Here is a 17,584-nt window from a genome sequence, read left to right as displayed (position 1 = left end):
CTGGAATCGAAAGGAACACCTGTAATGGATACCGGAAGCGCGGCGCTGCTCACCGCACTCGCCAACATGATCAGCACCGGCTCGGCCGTCTCCGTCACCCCCGGCGGAACCGCTTAGGCCTTCGAAGTCTCGGTCGCGACGTTCGTCAGCGGCACAGAAAAAGATCCGCCGGCGCGGTGCGTCGGCGGATCTTTTCGTCGACAGGACCTCAGTGCACCGGACCGGTGTACTTCTCGCCCGGTCCCATCCCCGGCGCGTCCGGTACCGACGAAGCCTCCCGGAACGCGCGCTGCAGCGCCTGCAGGCCCTCGCGGATCGGACCCGCGTGCGGGCCGAGATACTCCACCGACGCCGTGACCAGTCCGGCCAGCGCGGTGATCACCCGTCGCGCCTCGTCGAGGTCGACGCCCGCACCCGAATCCGGGTCCTCCCCGGCCAGGCCCAGCTTCTCCGCGGCCGAACTCATCAGCATCACGGCGGCCCGGCTGATCACCTCGACGGCGGGGATGTCGGCCAGGTCGCGCACAGGAGGATCGAGCTCGTCAGTCATGCTGATCAGGCTATAGCGAGCCCGATTCCGGACACTCGCGCCCGGGCGATTCGGTGATAGCTCAACGCCATGCTAGACTTTCCGCTGACGACCGCCCCTGGTTGTGTCATGCATCCATGGGGCAGATAAGTGGAGCCCGACTCCCACCGCTACCGGCGAGCCATCGTTCGGATATGCGGTCCCGGTCACCCGCTCATAGTGGTGGGTTTCCCGTGTGCCTGGCATGCGGGGGTCGCAACCGAGCTCGTGAGGGCATCGGCTGTGGGCGATCGGTCGACATCGGGCCCCGTCGCGGAGAAATACCGCAGCGGGGCTTTCGTGTTGAAACAGGGGTTGCAGTTATTGCGTGCGGTCGTTAAGACGACACCGCTTGACCTAGGAGGCCCCATCAGCACTGAGACCCGCATCAACGATCGCATCCGTGTTCCCGAGGTTCGTCTCATCGGACCCGGCGGCGAACAGGTTGGGATCGTGCGTGTTGAAGATGCACTACGCGTCGCGCTCGAAGCCGACCTCGACCTCGTCGAGGTAGCACCCGATGCCCGTCCGCCGGTCTGCAAGATCATGGACTACGGCAAGTTCAAGTACGAGACGGCGCAGAAGGCGCGCGAGTCCCGGAAGAACCAGGTCCAGACCGTGATCAAGGAGCAGAAGCTCCGACCGAAGATCGACGACCACGACTACGAGACCAAGAAGCGCAACGTCGTTCGCTTCCTCGAGGCCGGGTCCAAGGTCAAGGTCACGATCATGTTCCGCGGTCGTGAGCAGTCGCGTCCCGAACTCGGCTTCCGGTTGCTCCAGCGTCTGGGCTCCGACGTGGCCGATCTCGGGTTCGTCGAGACCTCGGCCAAGCAGGACGGCCGCAACATGACCATGGTCCTCGCGCCCCACAAGGGTGCGAAGACGCGGGTGAAGGCCCAGCAGGACTCTTCGGCCCCGGCGGCGACCCGTCCGCCGCTGCCCGCCGGTCCCGCGGGTGCCGAACCGGCCGCACCGGTCGAGCAGGCCGCGCCTGCCGAGCAGGCTGCGCCGGCCGACCCGCAGTAAACGATTTCAACGACTAGATAGAGGAATCCATGCCGAAGAACAAGACCCACAGCGGCGCCAAGAAGCGATTCAAGGTGACCGGCCGGGGCAAGCTGCTTCGCGAGCAGGCGAACCGTCGCCACCTCCTGGAGCACAAGTCCTCTCGCCGGACTCGTCGTCTGGAAGGCACGGAGTCCGTCGCTTCCGTCGACGTCCCCCGCGTGAAGCGGCTGCTCGGTCTCGCCTGACCTTCGGGTCAGCCGGACCGTCGCAACCCGACGATTCCGCGGCCGGGATAACCGGACGCCGACAACCACCGAACTCGGGCGCCGCCGCGCCCCCAGATGATCAAGGACTATCACAGTGGCACGCGTCAAAAGGGCCGTCAACGCTCAGAAGAAGCGCCGTTCCATCCTCGAGGCCTCCAAGGGCTACCGGGGCCAGCGTTCGCGCCTGTACCGCAAGGCGAAGGAACAGCAGCTCCACTCGCTGACCTACGCCTACCGTGACCGCAAGGCGCGTAAGGGTGACTTCCGCAAGCTGTGGATCGCTCGTATCAACGCCGCCGCGCGTCTGAACGACATCACCTACAACCGCTTCATCCAGGGCCTCAAGGCCGCTGGTGTCGAGGTGGACCGCAAGATCCTCGCCGAGCTCGCTGTCTCCGACGCCGAGGCCTTCGCCGGTCTGGTGGCTGTCGCCAAGGCCGCGCTGCCCGCCGACGTCAACGCTCCGGCCACCGCTGCCTGAGCTTGACAACACACAGCGATCTGTCGGAACGACCCGTGGACGCGCTCTCCGAGCGCAATCCGCGGGTCGTTTCCGCTGTCAAGCTCCAGCGCGCGGCCCAGCGCCGCAAGTCCGGGCTGTTCCTCGCCGAGGGCGCCAACGCGGTGTCCGCCGCCCTGGAGACCGGCCGTGTCCGGGAGATCTTCTATTCGCTCGCGGCCGCCGCGCGTGAGAACGCGCTGATCGCCGGTGCCACCGCCGACGGCGTCCGCACCACCCTGGTCAGCGATCGGGCCGCCGAACACCTCGGCGAGACCGTCACCGCGCCGGGCTTGGTCGCCGTGTGCGAACTCGTCGACGTGCCGCTCGGTGAGATTCTCGATCGTGGTCCGCGGATGCTCGCCGTTCCCGTCGAGATCGCCGAACCCGGCAACGCGGGCACCCTGATCCGGGTCGCCGACGCGGTCGGCGCCGACGGTGTGGTGCTGGCGGGCGAGACCGTCGACCCGCACAACGGCAAATGCGTGCGCGCCAGCGCGGGCAGCCTGTTCCACGTCCCCGTGGCCCGCGGCCGCGATATCGCCGCGACTCTCGACGCGATCTCCGCCGCGGGCGTGACGATCCTCGCGACCGCCGCCAACGGCGAAGTCGATCTCGACGACGCCGACGACATCCTGCGCGGACCGGTCGCCTGGCTCTTCGGCAACGAGGCACACGGCCTCGACGCCGCCGTGGCCGCGCGTGCCGATCATCGCATCCGCATCCCCATCCACGGCCGCGCCGAGAGCCTGAATCTGGCCGCGGCAGCGGCTATCTGCCTCTATGCGAGTGCTCGCGTCCAGCACGCGAGATAAGGCGGCGAGACCCACACGCGGGCCTTCCCGCGCGGACCGGTCAGCACGAGGGGGTGGTGGCGCTGCGCAGGTCGGTGAGGATTTCGGTGGCCCAGGGGAGTTCGATCGCATCGCTGCCCGCGACCTGCATCGCGGTCATGATCGTGAGCAGCATGCCGGTCGCGACGAAGCGGCGTGCTTGAAGGGTGTCCGCGCCGGTGAGTTCGCCGATCAGGCGATACATCCGGCCGAATCGTTCCCGCATGTGATCACCGATCACCGGATCAGCGCTGGCGGCGGCGCCGTGGAGCAGGACGAGGGGGAGTTCACGCTCGGCCAGGAAGACGTCGTACCCCTGTCCGAGGGCGCGCAGTGCTTCCGAGGTGTCGGCGCCGGGGGCGATGTCGGCATCCCGGAACACCTGTTCGATGCGGGTGCACACTTCGATCAGGCAGGCGAGGAACAGCTGCTGCTTGGTGCCGAACAGCCGAATCACATACGGCTGCGAAACCCCGGCGATTCTGGCGATCTCATCGGTTTTCGTTGCGGCGTAACCAGTTTCGGCGAACGCGCGGATCGCGGCCTCCAGCACCTGCGCGCTGCGCTCTGACGCGGTCATCCGGGTTCTGGTCATCGGCGTCACTGCCTCCTCGATCGATTTCCTCTTGACATGTTATCAGTCGATGCATAACGATGAGTGTCGAAGTTATCAGTCAATAACAACTAAAGGCTGGACATGACGCAGACACTCGAATCCGGCGACGCGCGAGCCGCCGATGCGCCCCCGAACTCCGGGGTGAAGGCCAAGCCGCTCGGCGCGGTCATCGCCGCCGTCGGCATTCCGATGTTCATGGTCACGTTGGACAACCTGGTCGTGACGAACGCGCTGCCGGTGATCAAAACCGAACTGGGCGCGTCACTGTCGGACCTGCAGTGGTTCATCAACGCCTACACACTGTCCTTCGCGGCCCTGCTGCTGTCGGCCTCCGCGCTGGGTGACCGGATCGGCCGTCGCCGTGTTTTCCTCGCCGGGATCGCGATCTTCGTCGTCGCCTCCGCGGCCTGCGCGCTGGCCACCGAACCGTGGATGCTCATCGCGGCGCGCGCGGTGCAGGGTGTCGGTGGCGCGGCCGTGATGCCGTTGTCGCTCACGCTGCTCGCCGCGGCGGTGCCCGCGAAGATGCGCAGCGCCGCCATCGGCATCTGGGGTGGCATCGCGGGCCTCGGCGTCGCGGTCGGCCCGGTTGTCGGCGGTGCGGTGGTCGACGGTCTGAACTGGCAGTGGATCTTCTGGCTCAATGTGCCCATCGGCCTGGTGGCGCTGCCCTTCGCGGCCCGGATGCTCGCCGAATCAACCGGTGCCGCGAGGAAACTCGACTACCTGGGCGTACTGCTCTCGGCCGGTGGTGTTCTCGCGCTGGTGTGGGGTGTCATCCATGGTGCCGATGACGGCTGGACCGCGCCGCGGGTGCTCACCGCGCTGATCGGCGGCGCCGTGCTGCTCGTCGCGTTCATCGTCTGGGAGTCCTACGTCGCCGACCCGATGCTCCCCCTGCGCCTGTTCGAGTCCCGCGGCCTGAGCCTCAGCTTCATCGTGTCCTTCGGCTTCTCGGCGGGCGTTTTCGGTTCGATCTTCCTGCTCGCCCAGTTCTTCCAGGTGGTCCAGGGCTACTCGCCGCTGGAGTCGGGCATACGCACGATGCCGTGGACGATGGTCCCGATGGTCGTCGCACCGCTGGCCGGCCTGATCGTCGACCGCGTCGGCGCCCGCACCCTCATCGCGGTCGGCCAGCTCTGCCTGGCCGTCTCCCTGGCCTGGATGGCGATGATCACCAGCGCCGACGTCCAGTATCTCGCCTTCGTCGCTCCCTTCGTCCTCGGCGGTATCGGCATGGGCCTGACCTTCGCACCCTCGTCCACCATCGTCATGGCCAGCGCTTCCCCCGCTGACCAGGGCATGGCATCGGGCATCAGCAGTACCGTTCGCGAAGTGGGCGTGGCCATGGGCATCGCCGTGCTGGCCTCGGTATTCGCCTCGCACGGGTCCTACACCGACCCTCAGTCCTATGTGGACGGCCTCGTCCCCGCGGTGTGGGTCGGCGCCGCCCTGGTCGCCTGCGCCGCGGTGGTGGCCGTTTTCCTGCCCCGGCGCACTCAGCCCGCGCGATAGCGGCTGATCGGTACCCGGAGCAGGTGGTTGTCGCGCGACGGCACGACGACCACCTGCTCGGCGTCGTCGTAGATGATCTCGCCCGGCGCGGTGGAGTCCAGCCGCTGCCACTCCACCGCGTGCGCATCGAGAATCGCGAGATATCCCTCGACTCGCTCGATGATCGGGACCGCGCTCGACTTGAACCACGAGGCGGCGCCCGGATACAACGCCCGGTCGTACACATCCGGGATCACGTCACTCGGATTCGTCAGATTCTCGTCGAACCAGTCGTTGCCGGCCCGTCGGAATCGGACCTCGCGAGCACTCAAATGCCCTGCGGCCCATAGCCCGTTCACCAAACCGAAGACGCCGGGAAATCGACCGTGCCGATCGGGTCGCGCGGCCTGGAATCGAACGAACGACAGTTCAGCGGCCCCGGTGACCGGACCGTCGCCATCCCCTGTCATCCGACACTGTCCGGGTGCTGCCCCTGGTCGGAGGCGGTTTGCTGTTCGGGCCGGTGCGCGCACAACCCCGCCGCACGAGCGCGCGACCGGCGCCCGCTCGGCCGAATCCCGAAGCCACACAACGCGAGCCCGCTCCCCGCGGCGGTAGCCCGAACACGCCGCCCCCGCGGTGACGCCGGATCGCAAGTCTGTTCAGCCATCGAGTCATCCTGTTCTCGAGTCGAACACGCTGGTGTGTTTGCTCATATGGACGCGCCCCGATCCCGATCGGTTCCCTCGTTCCCCGAAATTCTTCCGATTGCTCTGCGAATCGGGCGTTCTCGGACACAACCAGTCCCGCTTGCCCCCCTGGCACGCCGGCCCAGCGCCGGATAGCAGCGGCAGGCAGGCCGCGGGGGAAGACGGACGGCCGATGTGCTGTCGATCATCGGCGCGATCGGTTCGCGGTATCGTTGACCACGGCAGTCCGCATGAATGGAGCGACCGCATGAGCCTTCCCGCGATGCATCCCCGACCTGGCAACCTCCGTGAGGTCGCCGAGGAGATCGAACGCGCTACCGGCCTGCGCGTCGAGATTCTGGGAGGGGCGCTCGTGATGTCACCGACCCCGCGTGGAAAACACGCGGGATCTATCCGCCGCTTGCGTCAGCAGTTGGAGGCCTCGATGCCTACCGGGCTGGCGGCGTACGAGGTCACCTCGATCGCGATGCCCGATGACGTAGACGACTACTGCACGCCCGACCTGGTCCTGCTCCCTGATAGCTGGGACACCGACGACGACTGGCTGGCCGACCCGCGCGATGTCGAACTCGCCGTCGAGGTGATCTCGCGGTCGGAACGGGCGGCCCAGATCACCGGGAAGAACGGCTGGTACGCCGCGGCGGGCGTGCGCGCGCTATTGGTCGTCGACCCTCGAGTCGGACGGTGGGCGTTGTTCGCGGGGCCCGCTTCGGGCGGCTACGCCGAGTTGATCGAGGGTGTGTACGGCGATCCGATCGTCCTGCTCGCACCGCTGGCGGTGTCGCTCGATACCGCCTGTCTGCCTCGCTACGACCGGTGATCGCGTGCGGATCGACCGCGCCGAGACGCTGTCGATCCTCACGCTGACCTGGACTGGTCGGTCCGCATAACGACCCTGTCGACCAGCGTCGATTCCCCCGCGAGTAATCCGGATGAATCGCGTGAACCCGATCCCATAGGATTTACGCAGCACCGATGCGGGATGGCAATGACGCGCCCGCGAACCGATCCCCAGGGGAGAGTCGAGAAGATCGTGGCCGACGACAACAGTGGAGTCGAGCAGAACGCCTCTTTGACCGAGGAGGCACTCGCGGCAGCGGCGGCGGAGGCCGAGAAGGCGTTTGCCGCGGCGGCCGATCTGGATGCGCTGGCGGTCGCCAAGACCGACTTCATCGGCGGTAAGTCGCCGATCGCGCTCGCGCAGCGTGGGTTGGGCAGTGTTCCCAAGGAGGAGAAGGCCGAGGCCGGTAAGCGGGTCAACGTCGCGCGCAAGCGGGTCTCGGACGCGTTCGAGGCGCGCCGTGCCGCGCTCCTGGCGGAGCGGGATCAGGCTGTGCTGATCTCCGAGAAGATCGACGTCACGCTGCCCGCTCGCCGTCGGCCCGTGGGCGCCCGGCACCCGATCACGGTCATCTCCGAGCAGATCGCCGACTTCTTCGTCGGCATGGGCTGGGAGGTCGCCGAGGGTCCCGAGGTGGAGACCGAGCACTTCAACTTCGACGCGCTGAACTTCCTGCCCGATCACCCGGCGCGCACCATGCAGGACACCTTCCACATCGCCCCGGAGGGTTCGCGCCAGGTGCTGCGCACGCACACCTCCCCGGTGCAGGTGCGGTCCATGCTGGAGCGCGAGGTGCCGATCTATGTCGCCTGCCCCGGTCGTACCTTCCGCACCGATGAGCTCGACGCCACCCATACCCCGGTGTTCTCCCAGGTGGAGGGTCTGGCGATCGACAAGGGCCTGACCATGGCGCACCTGCGCGGCGTCCTCGACGCGTTCGCGCAGGCCATGTTCGGCCCCGAGACCCGTACGCGCATGCGCCCCAACTACTTCCCCTTCACCGAACCGTCGGCCGAGGTCGACGTGTGGTTCCCGAACAAGAAGGGCGGCGCGGGCTGGATCGAGTGGGGCGGCTGCGGCATGGTCAACCCGAAGGTCCTGATCGCCAGCGGCATCGATCCCGAGGTGTATTCCGGGTTCGCCTTCGGCATGGGCATGGAGCGCACCCTGCAGTTCCAGACCACCATCGCCGACATGCGCGACATCGTCGAGGGCGATGTGCGATTCACCCTGCCCTTCGGTATCCGGTCTTAGAGAGAGAGCGAAACGTCAAGTGCGAGTAGCACAGTCCTGGCTGACCGAGATCCTGCAGCGCACCACCCCCGAGTGGTCGGTGTCGGCGGAAGAGCTCGACGCCGGCTTCGTCCGGGTGGGTCTGGAAGTCGAAGAGGTCGACAAGCTCGAGCCGATCGGCGGCAGTATCGACAAGCCGCTGGTGGTCGGTCGGGTCGCCGAGATCACCGAACTCACCGAGTTCAAGAAGCCGATCCGCTTCTGCAAGGTCGACGTCGGCAACCCCGAGTTGCAGGAAATCGTTTGTGGCGCACGCAATTTCGCGGTCGGGGACCTCGTCGTGGTCGTGCTGCCGGGCGGTGAGCTGCCCGGCGGGTTCACGATCTCCTCGCGCAAGACCTACGGCCACACCTCCCACGGCATGATCTGCTCGGTCGCCGAACTCGGCATCGGCAAGGATCACGACGGCATCCTGGTGCTCGAGCCCGGTTCCGCGCAGCCCGGCGACGACGCGAACGTGCTGTTGGGCACCGACGACACGATCATCGAACTCAACATCACCCCCGATCGCGGCTACTGCTTCTCGGTGCGTGGGCTGGCCCGCGAGCTGGCCTGTGGGTTCGACCTCGAGTACGCCGACCCGGCCGTGCGCACGCTGCCGGAGACCGACGCGCAGGCCTGGTCGGTACGCCTGGACGACGATTCGGACTGCACCCGCTTCGGCGTGCGCCGCGTCACCGGGATGAACCCGAACGCGGTGAGCCCGTTGTGGCTGCAGCGCAGGCTGATGCTGTCGGGCATGCGCCCGATCTCCCCGGCGGTCGATGTCACCAACTACGTGATGCTCGAACTCGGTCAGCCGCTGCACGCCTTCGACGCGGCGAAGCTGCACGGCGGCCTGGTCGTTCGCTCGGCGCACAAGGGCGAGACCCTGCGCACCCTCGACGACACCGAGCGCACCCTCGACGCCGAAGATGTGGTGATCGTCGACGATTCCGGCGTCATCTCCCTGGCGGGCGTCATGGGCGGCGCGAGCACCGAGGTCGGCGCGGAAACCACCGATGTGGTGCTGGAAGCGGCTACCTGGAATCCGCTGCGGGTGTATCGGACCTCGCGCAGGCACAAGCTCTCCTCGGAGGCGGGCAAGCGCTACGAACGCGTCGTCGATCCCGAGATCAACATCGTCGCGCTCGACCGCGCCGCCACCCTGCTCGCCGAGATCACCAGCGGCACCATCGAATCCGCGCTCACCGACATCCGGGTGCCCCTGGAGCCCGCCGCGCCGATCGCGATGGACATCGAGCTGCCCGACCGCGTCGCCGGCGTCACCTACCCGGCGGGCACGTCCGTGCGCAGGCTCGCCCAGATCGGCGCCGGCGTCGAGATCGAGGTCAACGACGCGGGCAAGACCCAGTTGCTGGTGACCCCGCCGAGCTGGCGCCCCGACCTCTCGCAGTCCGCTGACCTGGTGGAAGAGGTCCTGCGGCTGGAGGGCCTCGAGCAGATCCCGTCCGTGCTGCCGACCGCGCCCGGTGGCCGCGGGCTGACCGCGCAGCAGCAGCGTCGTCGTGCGGTGAGTCGGGCGCTGGCTTTCGCCGGTGCCGTCGAGGTGCCGCCGCCGGCCTTCCTGCCCGGTGGTGTGTTCGAGGTCTGGGGTCTGGACGCCGACGACCCGCGTCGCAACACCACGCGCGTGCTGAACCCCCTCGACAGTGATCGCCCCGAACTGGCGAGCACCCTGCTGCCGGGCCTGCTGGAAGTGGCCGCGCGCAACATCTCTCGCGGTGCGCGCGATCTGATCATCTACGGCATCGCCCAGGTGGTGCGGCCCGGCGCGCGCACCCACGCGGTCGAGGCGCTGCCGGTGGACCGTCGTCCCACCGACGAGCAGATCGCCGAGCTCAAAGCCTCGCTGCCGGCCCAGCCGGTGCAGGTCGTCGCGGTGCTCAGCGGTAAACACGACCCGCGCGGGCCGTGGGGTCCCGGCCGTCCGGCCGAGGCCGCCGATGCCTTCGCACTGGTCGACGACATCGCCGACGCGGCGGGTGTCGTCATCGAACGCCGGGCCGCGGCCTACCTGCCGTGGCACCCCGGTCGTTGCGCGCAACTGCTCGTCGACGGTGTGGTCGTCGGTCATGCGGGTGAACTCCACCCCGCTGTGCTGGAACGCGCCGGTCTGCCGCCGCGTACCTGCGCGCTGGAGGTGGACCTCGATGCCCTTCCGCTGAGCGGATCGCTGCCCGCGCCGACTATCTCGGCGTTCCCGGCGGTCCTGCAGGACGTGTCGATCAGTGTCGAGAAGACGGTCCCGGCCGCGCAGGTGGAAACCGCGCTCCGCACGGGCGGGGGCGACCTGCTCGAGAGCATCGCCCTGTTCGACGTCTACGAGGGCGCGCAAGCAGGTGAGGGCCGCAAATCCCTCACCTACGCGCTGCGCTTCCGCGCCCCCGACCGCACCCTCACCGAAGACGAGGCCAGCGCCGCTCGCGACGCCGCCGTCGCCTCGGCCACCACCGCGGTCGGCGCCGAACTGCGCGCCTGATCCTCGACACGACACCCCAAGGCCGTCCGGTGACACCGGGCGGCCTTCGTCGTGTGTGGTCGGTGCGGCACACCGACCGTGGCGTGTCGGAAGGGAGTAGGAGGCAACCGGTTGGGCTAGGCACGGGGGCGGGATAGGTTGGACGGTGTGTCGATGATGAAAGGCGCCAATGTCGCGGTGCCTGCCTCCGCGGTCCGCGTCGAATTGGGTTGGCAGTCGGGGCAGGGTGTGCCCGATGCCGACGCGTCCGCGCTGTTGCTCGCCGGGGCGAAGGTGCGCTCCGATGACGACTTCGTGTTCTACAACCAGGCCGTGCATCCCTCCGGGGCGGTGCGGCACGAAGGAAAACAGCAGGGCCACACCGTGGTCGACGCGCTGTCGGTGAATCTCGCGCAGGTCGAGCCGCAGATCGCGACGATCGTGCTCGCCGCGTCCGCCGACGGGGGGACCTTCGGTCAGTTCCATGGGCTCTACATCCGGGTGATCGACACCGCGAACGGCGGCGAGGTCGCGCGTTTCGACAGCACCGGAGCGACCACGGAAACCGCGTTCGTGCTCGGTGAGCTGTACCGCCGCCAGGGAGGGTGGAAGTTCCGGGCGGTCGGCCAGGGCTACGACAGCGGATTGGCCGGGCTCGCTACCGATTTCGGCATCTCTGTCGACGATTCTCCCGCGCCTCCTGCGCCTCCCGAGCCTCCCGTGCCTCCACAACCATTCGCCTCGGGCCAGTCGACCCCGCAACAGTCGTACGCTCCGCCTACACAGCCGTTCACCCCCGCACCTCAGCCGACCCGGCCCCACATTCCGCCGCCGACCCCGCCGACCCCCGCGTTCCCGCCGAATCAGCAGCAGCCGCAGTACGCGCCGCCGCCGAACCAGCCCGGAAGCCCGGCCCCGCAGCACCCGCAGTTCGCCCCGTCCCCGCCACCCCCGGTCAACCTCGCCAAGGTCTCGCTCACCAAGGAAGCCCCGTCGGTCTCGCTGACAAAACACGGTGCCACCGGCGGCGTCCTGCGGGTGAACCTCAACTGGACCTCGATGGCCGCCACGGGCCGCCTCTTCGGCAAACTCCGCGGCAAGAACATCGACCTCGACCTGTGCTGCTTCTTCGAACTGGTCAACGGCGCCATCGGTTCCGTGCGCGCCATGGATCGCCGCTTCGGCGCCCTCTACGAACCACCGTTCATCCACCTCGACCAGGACGACCGCACCGGCGCCAGCATCACCGGCGAGAACCTGTCGGTCAATCTCGACTACACCCAGTTCATCCGCCGCGTCCTGGTGTTCGCCTCGATCTACGACGGTGCCAGCGATTTCCGCAATGTGCACGCCACCGTCACCCTGAATACGGTGAACTCCGCGCCCATCGAGCTGACTCTCGACGGTTGCACCGACAACTCTCGCGACGCGGTGTTGTTCGCGCTGGAGAACGTCAACGGTGAGTTCGTGGTGCGCCGCGAGGGCACCTTCGTCCGCCCGCCTGTCGGTCAACCAGGCGGTGGCGTGGTGGAGATCGCCCGTCTGTACAACTGGGACTTCGGGTTCCAGGCAGGCCGCGGCAAATGATCCGGCATCCCGCGACGCGCGTGCTCAACGCGTTGGTCTACCACCCCGACAAGCACCTCGCCCAAACGCCCGCGGCGCTGGGCCTGGACTACCGCGAGCTGACCATGCGCACCGCCGACGGACTCGACGTGCACGGCTGGTTCGTGCCCGCCGAGAGCTCACGCGGTCACATCCTCTACGCGCACGGCAACGCGGGAACCATCGGTGACCGTGTCTCGATCATCGCGCTACTGGTCGAAGCCGGCTTCGATGTGCTCGCCTTCGACTACCGCGGCTTCGGCCACAGCGCGGGCACCCCGAGTGAACAGGGCACCTACCTCGACGCCAGAGCCGCCCGCCAGGCCCTGCTCGAGCAACCAGAGGTCGACCCCGATCGGATCTACTACCTGGGCAAATCGCTCGGCGGCGGGGTATTGCTCGAACTGGCGGGCGAGTATCCGCCCGCGGGGATGATCCTCATGTCGACCTTCGCCACGATGCGCGCCGCCGCCCGGTCGGTCTACCCGTTCCTGCCTCCACCGCTGATCCCGAACGCGTATCCGAGTCTGCGCCACATCGCGAACCTGCGCGTCCCGGTCCTGATGATGCACGGCGATCGTGACGAACTCCTCCCACTGCGCCACGCCGAACGTCTGTACGCGGCGGCGCGCGAACCCAAGCAGCTGATCGTGATCCCCGGCGCGGGGCACAACGACGTGATCGACACCCTCGGCGCCCGTTGGCCGAAGATCATCGCCGAGTGGGCGGCCCCGATCACGCCGCCGATCGGTCCGCATCGATGATCGCCGATTCTGCGTAGCCTGGCGGTATGAGCGAAACGAGCGAGATCCTCGGCCGCTTGGCCGCGCTGCCCGACGACGAGCTGGTGTCGGTACTGCGTGCCGCGGTCGCCGCGCGTCCCGGACTCGGCGCGGTCGCCGCTGCCCTGGCCCAAGCCGAGATCGGTCATGCCGATGCTGGATCGCCTGTGACTCTGGACACGACTGTCATCGACGCTGATATCGTGCCCAGCGCATCCGGGCAGGTCGCAGGCGCGATACCGGTACCGCCGGTACCGTCCGGGCTGCCGGGGACCGGCGCACCCACCGCCACCGGCGGGTATTCCAGTTCCGGAGTTCCGACATTCGACTCGGTTCGGGATAGGGTCGAGCAGCGTTTCGGCGCCGCGCGGGGAATGGACGAGCTCGACCGGCAGACTCCCGCGGGCCGCAGCGTCGACGAACAATGGGAGGCGCGGGAAAGGGCCGCGCGCGAGCGGTTGGACCAGATCCGGAAATCGGTGCAGGGCAACGATTCCGGCGACAGGTAGCCAACGCGTCCTCCCGCCAGCAGCGACCGTGATGGGTGGACACAGACATGACGCAGGCGCGCCAGATCGCCGACCGACTGCTCGACGCGCAGGTGGAGTTCCTGCTCGCCGAGGTGACCGGTGAACGGTTCGCCGAGGTGATCGCCCGTGACGTGGCCGCCGTGCTGGCTGTCGGCGAGACGATCCGGTTCGGTGACGTGGTCTCCCTGGAACAGGGCGAGCAGACGGTGGCCACCGTGTTCGACCGCATCGGCGGCAGCCCGGTGATCGCCGATACCGTCGGAATCTTCTCCGACGCCATCTACGACCACATCGCGTCGAACACCGAGTACACCCTCGGCGACGTGGTCGACCGCGAACCGGTGGAAGCGTTGCTGGAGAAGATCTTCGGCATGCACCAGGCCCAGGAGCGGATCCTGGACCGGCTCACCGAGAGCCCGCTCGTCGCGACGGTGGCCTCGCGGTTCGTCGACAAACTGGTCGGCGATTTCGTGCAGGCCAATCGCGAACGTGCCGAGAAGATTCCGGGCGTCTCCTCGCTGATGTCGCTGGGGCAGTCCGCCGCCAACCGGGCCAAGAAGGTCGCGGCCGACAGCACCTTCGTCGGTGATCTCGCGGGCAAGGGCGCGTTGTTCGCGCTCAAGCGGACCAACAACGCGATCCGCGACATGCTGCGCGACGCGCCCGTGCATTCGGCGGCGATGGAATTCTGGGACCTGCACGCCGACGAACCCGTCGCCGGCCTGCGTGAATACCTCACGCAGAAGGACCTCAACGAGCTGGTGCAGATCTGCTACGAGATCGCGGTGACGACCAGGGAGAAGGAGTACTTCGGCCTGCTCGTGCGCGAGTGTGTCCAGGTCTTCTACACCAGGTACAGCGACCACACGCTCTCGGCGATGCTGCCCGAACTCGGCCTCGACGCCGACGACATCAGCGCCGAGATCCTGCGTTACGGCCCCGCCGTCATCGAGTCGGCCAAGCGCAACGGGGTGCTGGCGGGACTGATCAGGGAACGTCTCGAGCCGTTCTTCTACTCCGATCAGGTGCTGGGAATTCTCGGCGGGGAGTAATTCCGCGAGTACCTTTTCGAGAGCGCGAATCGATCGATACGAATTCTCTTCTCGATTTGCGTGACAATGCCGCGATTGGTAGTGATGTCGAGCATTCGAATTGCGCTTCGTGATCGGCCGATCCGAATGTGTTGTGGGTCACGTCAATTGGTGACCTGTATGTATCCGGCAGTGATCCGGTCGGCCAACTCGCCGCCGGCGTGACTGTGAGCATTCGGCTACACAAAGCCCGCTAAATTTCCGGCATGTTGAGATCAGTGCACGAAGTCCTCCTTTACACCGTTCCGCATTGACCGCGCACAGCGCGGAGTGCACATTTGCACCTGACTTTCCGTGGCCACCGCGCACGACATCGCGGCGGTATTGCAAAGGAGTAGGTGTGCGCGCACGTTCCCGGCCGAAGTCGGCCGGAACCCGATCGGACGGGGGAGCCCGAGCGCGGATGGTGGGCGCCGGGCTGATCCGGCCGCGCACGATCTCCGGTCAGCTCGCCAGGATCTCGGCGGTGTCGCTGGTACTGGTGCTCGCGCTGCTCGGGCTGACCATGTCGACGCAGGTCAGTGCCTACCGCCGCAGTGGGGAGACGGTGGATGCCGTGGCGGTGGCGCTGGCCGCGCAGGATCTCGTGCAGCAGGTGCAGCGCGAGCGCGGGCTGAGCAACGGTCTGCTCGGCGGCGATCAGCGGCTGCGCCAACCTGTCACCGACCAGCGCGCGGGTACCGACGCGGCCCTGCGCGCCGTAGCGAACACGGTCGCGGGTGACCCGCCCGGTGCGGGGGAGGTGCGCTCGGCGCTGGGCCATCTGGCGGGGCTGCCCGCGATCCGCGCCCAGGTCGACAATCGCACTGTCACCCGGCAGGCGGCGTTCCAGTTCTACACCGACGGGATCGACGCGCTCAACCGTCTCTGGCTCGGTCTGGACCAGGCGCGTGACCCGGCCGTGCGGCACGGTTTGCAAGCGCTGTACGCCCTCGGCGATGCCAAGGAATTCGCGGCCCGCGAACGCGGCTTCCTCAACGGCGTCTTCGCCGCCGGGGAGTTCGCGCCGGGGGAGTACGTGCGGTTCCTCGATATCCGCGCCGCCCGCGATGCCGCGCTCACCGCCTTCTCCCGCGACGCGACGCCCGCCCAGCAGGCTCGTCTGGACGCGGTGCTGGCCGGTGAGAATGCCACCAGGGCAACCGAATCGGAGAACATCGCGATCGCCTCGACGCTGGGGCCGCTGGTGGAGCAGATCGACTCGGCGCAGTGGTGGGCGCAGATGACCGCGGTCATCGACGAGCAGCGGACCGTCCAGCAGGTGATCGGCGACGACATCGGCGCACGGGCGGCGAAACTGCGCCGCGATGCCGCGCTGATGCTGGCCGCCTTCGCCCTGGCCGCACTGGTAGCCGTCGCCGTCGAGTTCGCACTGGTCATCGCCGGTGTCAGGGCCATTGTTCGCCCGCTGGCGCGGCTGGCCACCGAGGCCGACGATGTCGCCTCGGTGCGACTGCCCGAGGTGATCGCGGCGTGGCACAGTGGCGCCGACGCCCACCCGGACCGACCCACCCCGGTGCGCACCCCCGTCGGGGCGAGCGTCGAGATCGCCGCCGTCGCCCACGCGCTGGATCGGGTGCAGACCACCGCGTTCGACCTCGCCTCCGAGCAGGCTCTGGTGCGGCGCAACACCACCGAATCGATGGCCAATCTGGCTCGCCGCAATCAGAACCTGGTGCGTCGTCAGTTGGGTCTGATCAGCGAGTTCGAACGCGAGGAGCTCGACCCGAAGGCATTGTCGAACCTGTTCGAACTCGACCATCTGGCCACCCGCATGCGGCGCAACGCCGAAAGTCTGCTGGTGCTCGTCGGCGAGGCGAGTCCGCGCCGGTGGGCCGAACCGATCGCGCTCACCGATGTGATCCGGGCCGGGCTGTCCGAGGTCGACGACTACCGGCGGGTGGTGTTGCGCCGGATCGACGACATCGCGGTGACCGGCGCCGTTGTCAGCGAACTGGCGCACATCCTGGCCGAACTCATCGAGAACGGGCTGGCCTTCTCGCCCCCCGATCTCGAGGTCGAGGTGTACGGCCGCAAGGTGGCGGGCGGTTACCTGCTCGCCGTCGTCGATCACGGCGTCGGGATGCCCGCCGAGCGGCTCGCCGAGGCCAATGCCCGGTTGCGCGGCGACCAGGACTTCATTGTCGCCTCGACCCGCTATCTGGGCCACTACGTGGTCGGTCGGCTGGCGGGTCGTCTCGGCATCGACGTGGAACTGAACACGTCACCGGTCAGCGGCATCGTGGCCCGCCTGCTCCTTCCGCCGTCTCTGCTCGCCGATGGAAAGGCCGGGCGGACAATGGATCCGCGCGAGGGCGTCGTCCATGACCCCGCCGGCCAGGATCCGGCCGGTCCGGCAACGGGCACCGCCGCCTCCGTCGGCGCGGTGATCGCCGTGGGACACGCGCTCGCCCCCGCACGCGCCGGGGTGGCGATCGGCTCGGCGTCGCGGACCGATACCGACGGGCGGTCGCGGCAGCGCCGAATCCCGGAATCGGGCGGCGACGTCGACGGCAGTGCTCGGGAGCCGGTGAGCCTGCCGTCCACCGGTTCCGCCTACACGCAGTTTCTCAGCAGTTCAGCCGATTCCGCGCATCCGGGAGCTGTCCGCAACGGTATGTCCGCCGCGAACCACGACGGCGTGGCGGGCCCGGAACTCCCGGAGGGGTCGGCCCGAGGACACAACGGCTCGGCGGTAGCGCCCTTGCGTGAACCGGCGTACGTGCAGTCCCCGGCCGTCGAACGCACCCGCAACGGCCTGGTCAAACGCAGCAAGCGCGCCAAGATCACCGGTGCGCCGGAGCGGCCCCGTCGCGATCCGGCCGTCCAGCCGGATCGGCCGCCTGCCATCGCGCGGACCCCCGATCGGGCCCGCGGCACACTCACCTCGTTCCGCACCGGCCACGAACGCGGCGGCGCGGCCGAATCCCCTCGCACCCCAGTCGATCCCCACCGCTGACCGATCGGACCAGACCTCAGGAGAC

Annotated in this window: 16 protein-coding genes; 13 read left to right on the top strand and 3 right to left on the bottom strand. The window is 68.2% G+C overall.

Going from position 1 to position 17,584, the window contains the following annotated elements; translation table 11 throughout:
* Positions 1-208: 208 nt before the first annotated feature.
* Positions 209-550, bottom strand: coding sequence for a DUF1844 domain-containing protein (locus NA12_RS27220; protein WP_067457437.1), 342 nt, complete (start codon positions 548-550; stop codon positions 209-211).
* Positions 551-883: 333 nt separating this feature from the next.
* Between NA12_RS27220 and infC the strand changes: the two genes are divergently transcribed.
* The 4 genes from infC (at position 884) to NA12_RS27200 (ending at position 3,159) form a co-directional block, all read left to right on the top strand.
* Positions 884-1,597, top strand: a complete 714-nt coding sequence (gene infC / locus NA12_RS27215; protein ID WP_174551138.1) for a translation initiation factor IF-3 — start codon at positions 884-886, stop codon at positions 1,595-1,597.
* 29 nt (positions 1,598-1,626) lie between these two features.
* Positions 1,627-1,824, top strand: a complete 198-nt coding sequence (gene rpmI / locus NA12_RS27210) for a 50S ribosomal protein L35 (protein ID WP_056824456.1) — start codon at positions 1,627-1,629, stop codon at positions 1,822-1,824.
* Between the two features lie 115 nt (positions 1,825-1,939).
* Entirely contained in the window at positions 1,940-2,326 is a 387-nt protein-coding gene (gene rplT, locus NA12_RS27205; RefSeq protein ID WP_019046423.1) for a 50S ribosomal protein L20, read from the top strand.
* A gap of 35 nt (positions 2,327-2,361) precedes the next feature.
* The gene (locus tag NA12_RS27200) at positions 2,362-3,159 is read left to right on the top strand and encodes a TrmH family RNA methyltransferase (protein ID WP_067457434.1); all 798 of its coding nucleotides are present in this window, start codon (positions 2,362-2,364) and stop codon (positions 3,157-3,159) included.
* Between the two features lie 40 nt (positions 3,160-3,199).
* On the opposite strand, the gene NA12_RS27195 is transcribed toward NA12_RS27200, so the two are convergent.
* Positions 3,200-3,772, bottom strand: a complete 573-nt coding sequence (locus NA12_RS27195; RefSeq protein WP_067457431.1) for a TetR/AcrR family transcriptional regulator — start codon at positions 3,770-3,772, stop codon at positions 3,200-3,202.
* 102 nt (positions 3,773-3,874) lie between these two features.
* Between NA12_RS27195 and NA12_RS27190 the strand changes: the two genes are divergently transcribed.
* Complete coding sequence (locus NA12_RS27190) at positions 3,875-5,308, top strand: DHA2 family efflux MFS transporter permease subunit (RefSeq protein WP_067457428.1); 1,434 nt, start codon at positions 3,875-3,877, stop codon at positions 5,306-5,308.
* Here NA12_RS27190 and NA12_RS27185 read toward each other — a convergent pair.
* Positions 5,293-5,757 carry a hypothetical protein gene (locus tag NA12_RS27185; RefSeq protein ID WP_067457425.1) on the bottom strand — a complete coding sequence of 155 codons (465 nt, stop codon included), beginning with the start codon at positions 5,755-5,757 and terminating at the stop codon, positions 5,293-5,295. The two genes, NA12_RS27190 and NA12_RS27185, sit on opposite strands and share 16 nt — an antisense overlap.
* Before the next feature lie 487 nt (positions 5,758-6,244).
* Between NA12_RS27185 and NA12_RS27180 the strand changes: the two genes are divergently transcribed.
* The 8 genes from NA12_RS27180 to NA12_RS27145 all read left to right on the top strand — a co-directional run bounded on the left by NA12_RS27180 (position 6,245) and on the right by NA12_RS27145 (position 17,559).
* Positions 6,245-6,817 (top strand): Uma2 family endonuclease, encoded by a 573-nt coding sequence (locus NA12_RS27180; protein WP_067457420.1) that lies wholly within the window; start codon positions 6,245-6,247, stop codon positions 6,815-6,817.
* A gap of 213 nt (positions 6,818-7,030) precedes the next feature.
* Complete coding sequence (gene pheS / locus NA12_RS27175) at positions 7,031-8,092, top strand: phenylalanine--tRNA ligase subunit alpha (RefSeq protein WP_067457595.1); 1,062 nt, start codon at positions 7,031-7,033, stop codon at positions 8,090-8,092.
* A gap of 19 nt (positions 8,093-8,111) precedes the next feature.
* Positions 8,112-10,613, top strand: coding sequence for a phenylalanine--tRNA ligase subunit beta (gene pheT, locus NA12_RS27170; RefSeq protein WP_067457418.1), 2,502 nt, complete (start codon positions 8,112-8,114; stop codon positions 10,611-10,613).
* A 153-nt stretch (positions 10,614-10,766) separates the two neighbouring features.
* Positions 10,767-12,179, top strand: coding sequence for a TerD family protein (locus NA12_RS34900; RefSeq protein ID WP_279388166.1), 1,413 nt, complete (start codon positions 10,767-10,769; stop codon positions 12,177-12,179).
* A complete protein-coding gene (locus NA12_RS27160; protein ID WP_243655115.1) occupies positions 12,176-12,961 on the top strand; it encodes an alpha/beta hydrolase in 786 nt (261 codons plus the stop codon). The genes NA12_RS34900 and NA12_RS27160 overlap by 4 nt, the downstream gene beginning before the upstream one ends.
* Positions 12,962-12,987: 26 nt before the next feature.
* The gene (locus tag NA12_RS27155; protein WP_067457412.1) at positions 12,988-13,488 is read left to right on the top strand and encodes a hypothetical protein; all 501 of its coding nucleotides are present in this window, start codon (positions 12,988-12,990) and stop codon (positions 13,486-13,488) included.
* 47 nt (positions 13,489-13,535) lie between these two features.
* Positions 13,536-14,561, top strand: coding sequence for a hypothetical protein (locus tag NA12_RS27150; protein ID WP_067457409.1), 1,026 nt, complete (start codon positions 13,536-13,538; stop codon positions 14,559-14,561).
* Between the two features lie 379 nt (positions 14,562-14,940).
* The gene (locus tag NA12_RS27145; protein WP_243655114.1) at positions 14,941-17,559 is read left to right on the top strand and encodes a sensor histidine kinase; all 2,619 of its coding nucleotides are present in this window, start codon (positions 14,941-14,943) and stop codon (positions 17,557-17,559) included.
* The last annotated feature ends 25 nt before the right edge of the window (positions 17,560-17,584 follow it).

It is taken from the genome of Nocardia alba NBRC 108234, assembly GCF_001612665.1.
GTDB classification, from domain to species: Bacteria; Actinomycetota; Actinomycetes; order Mycobacteriales; family Mycobacteriaceae; genus Nocardia; species Nocardia alba.
This window is presented reverse-complemented; position numbering and strand designations above follow the sequence as displayed.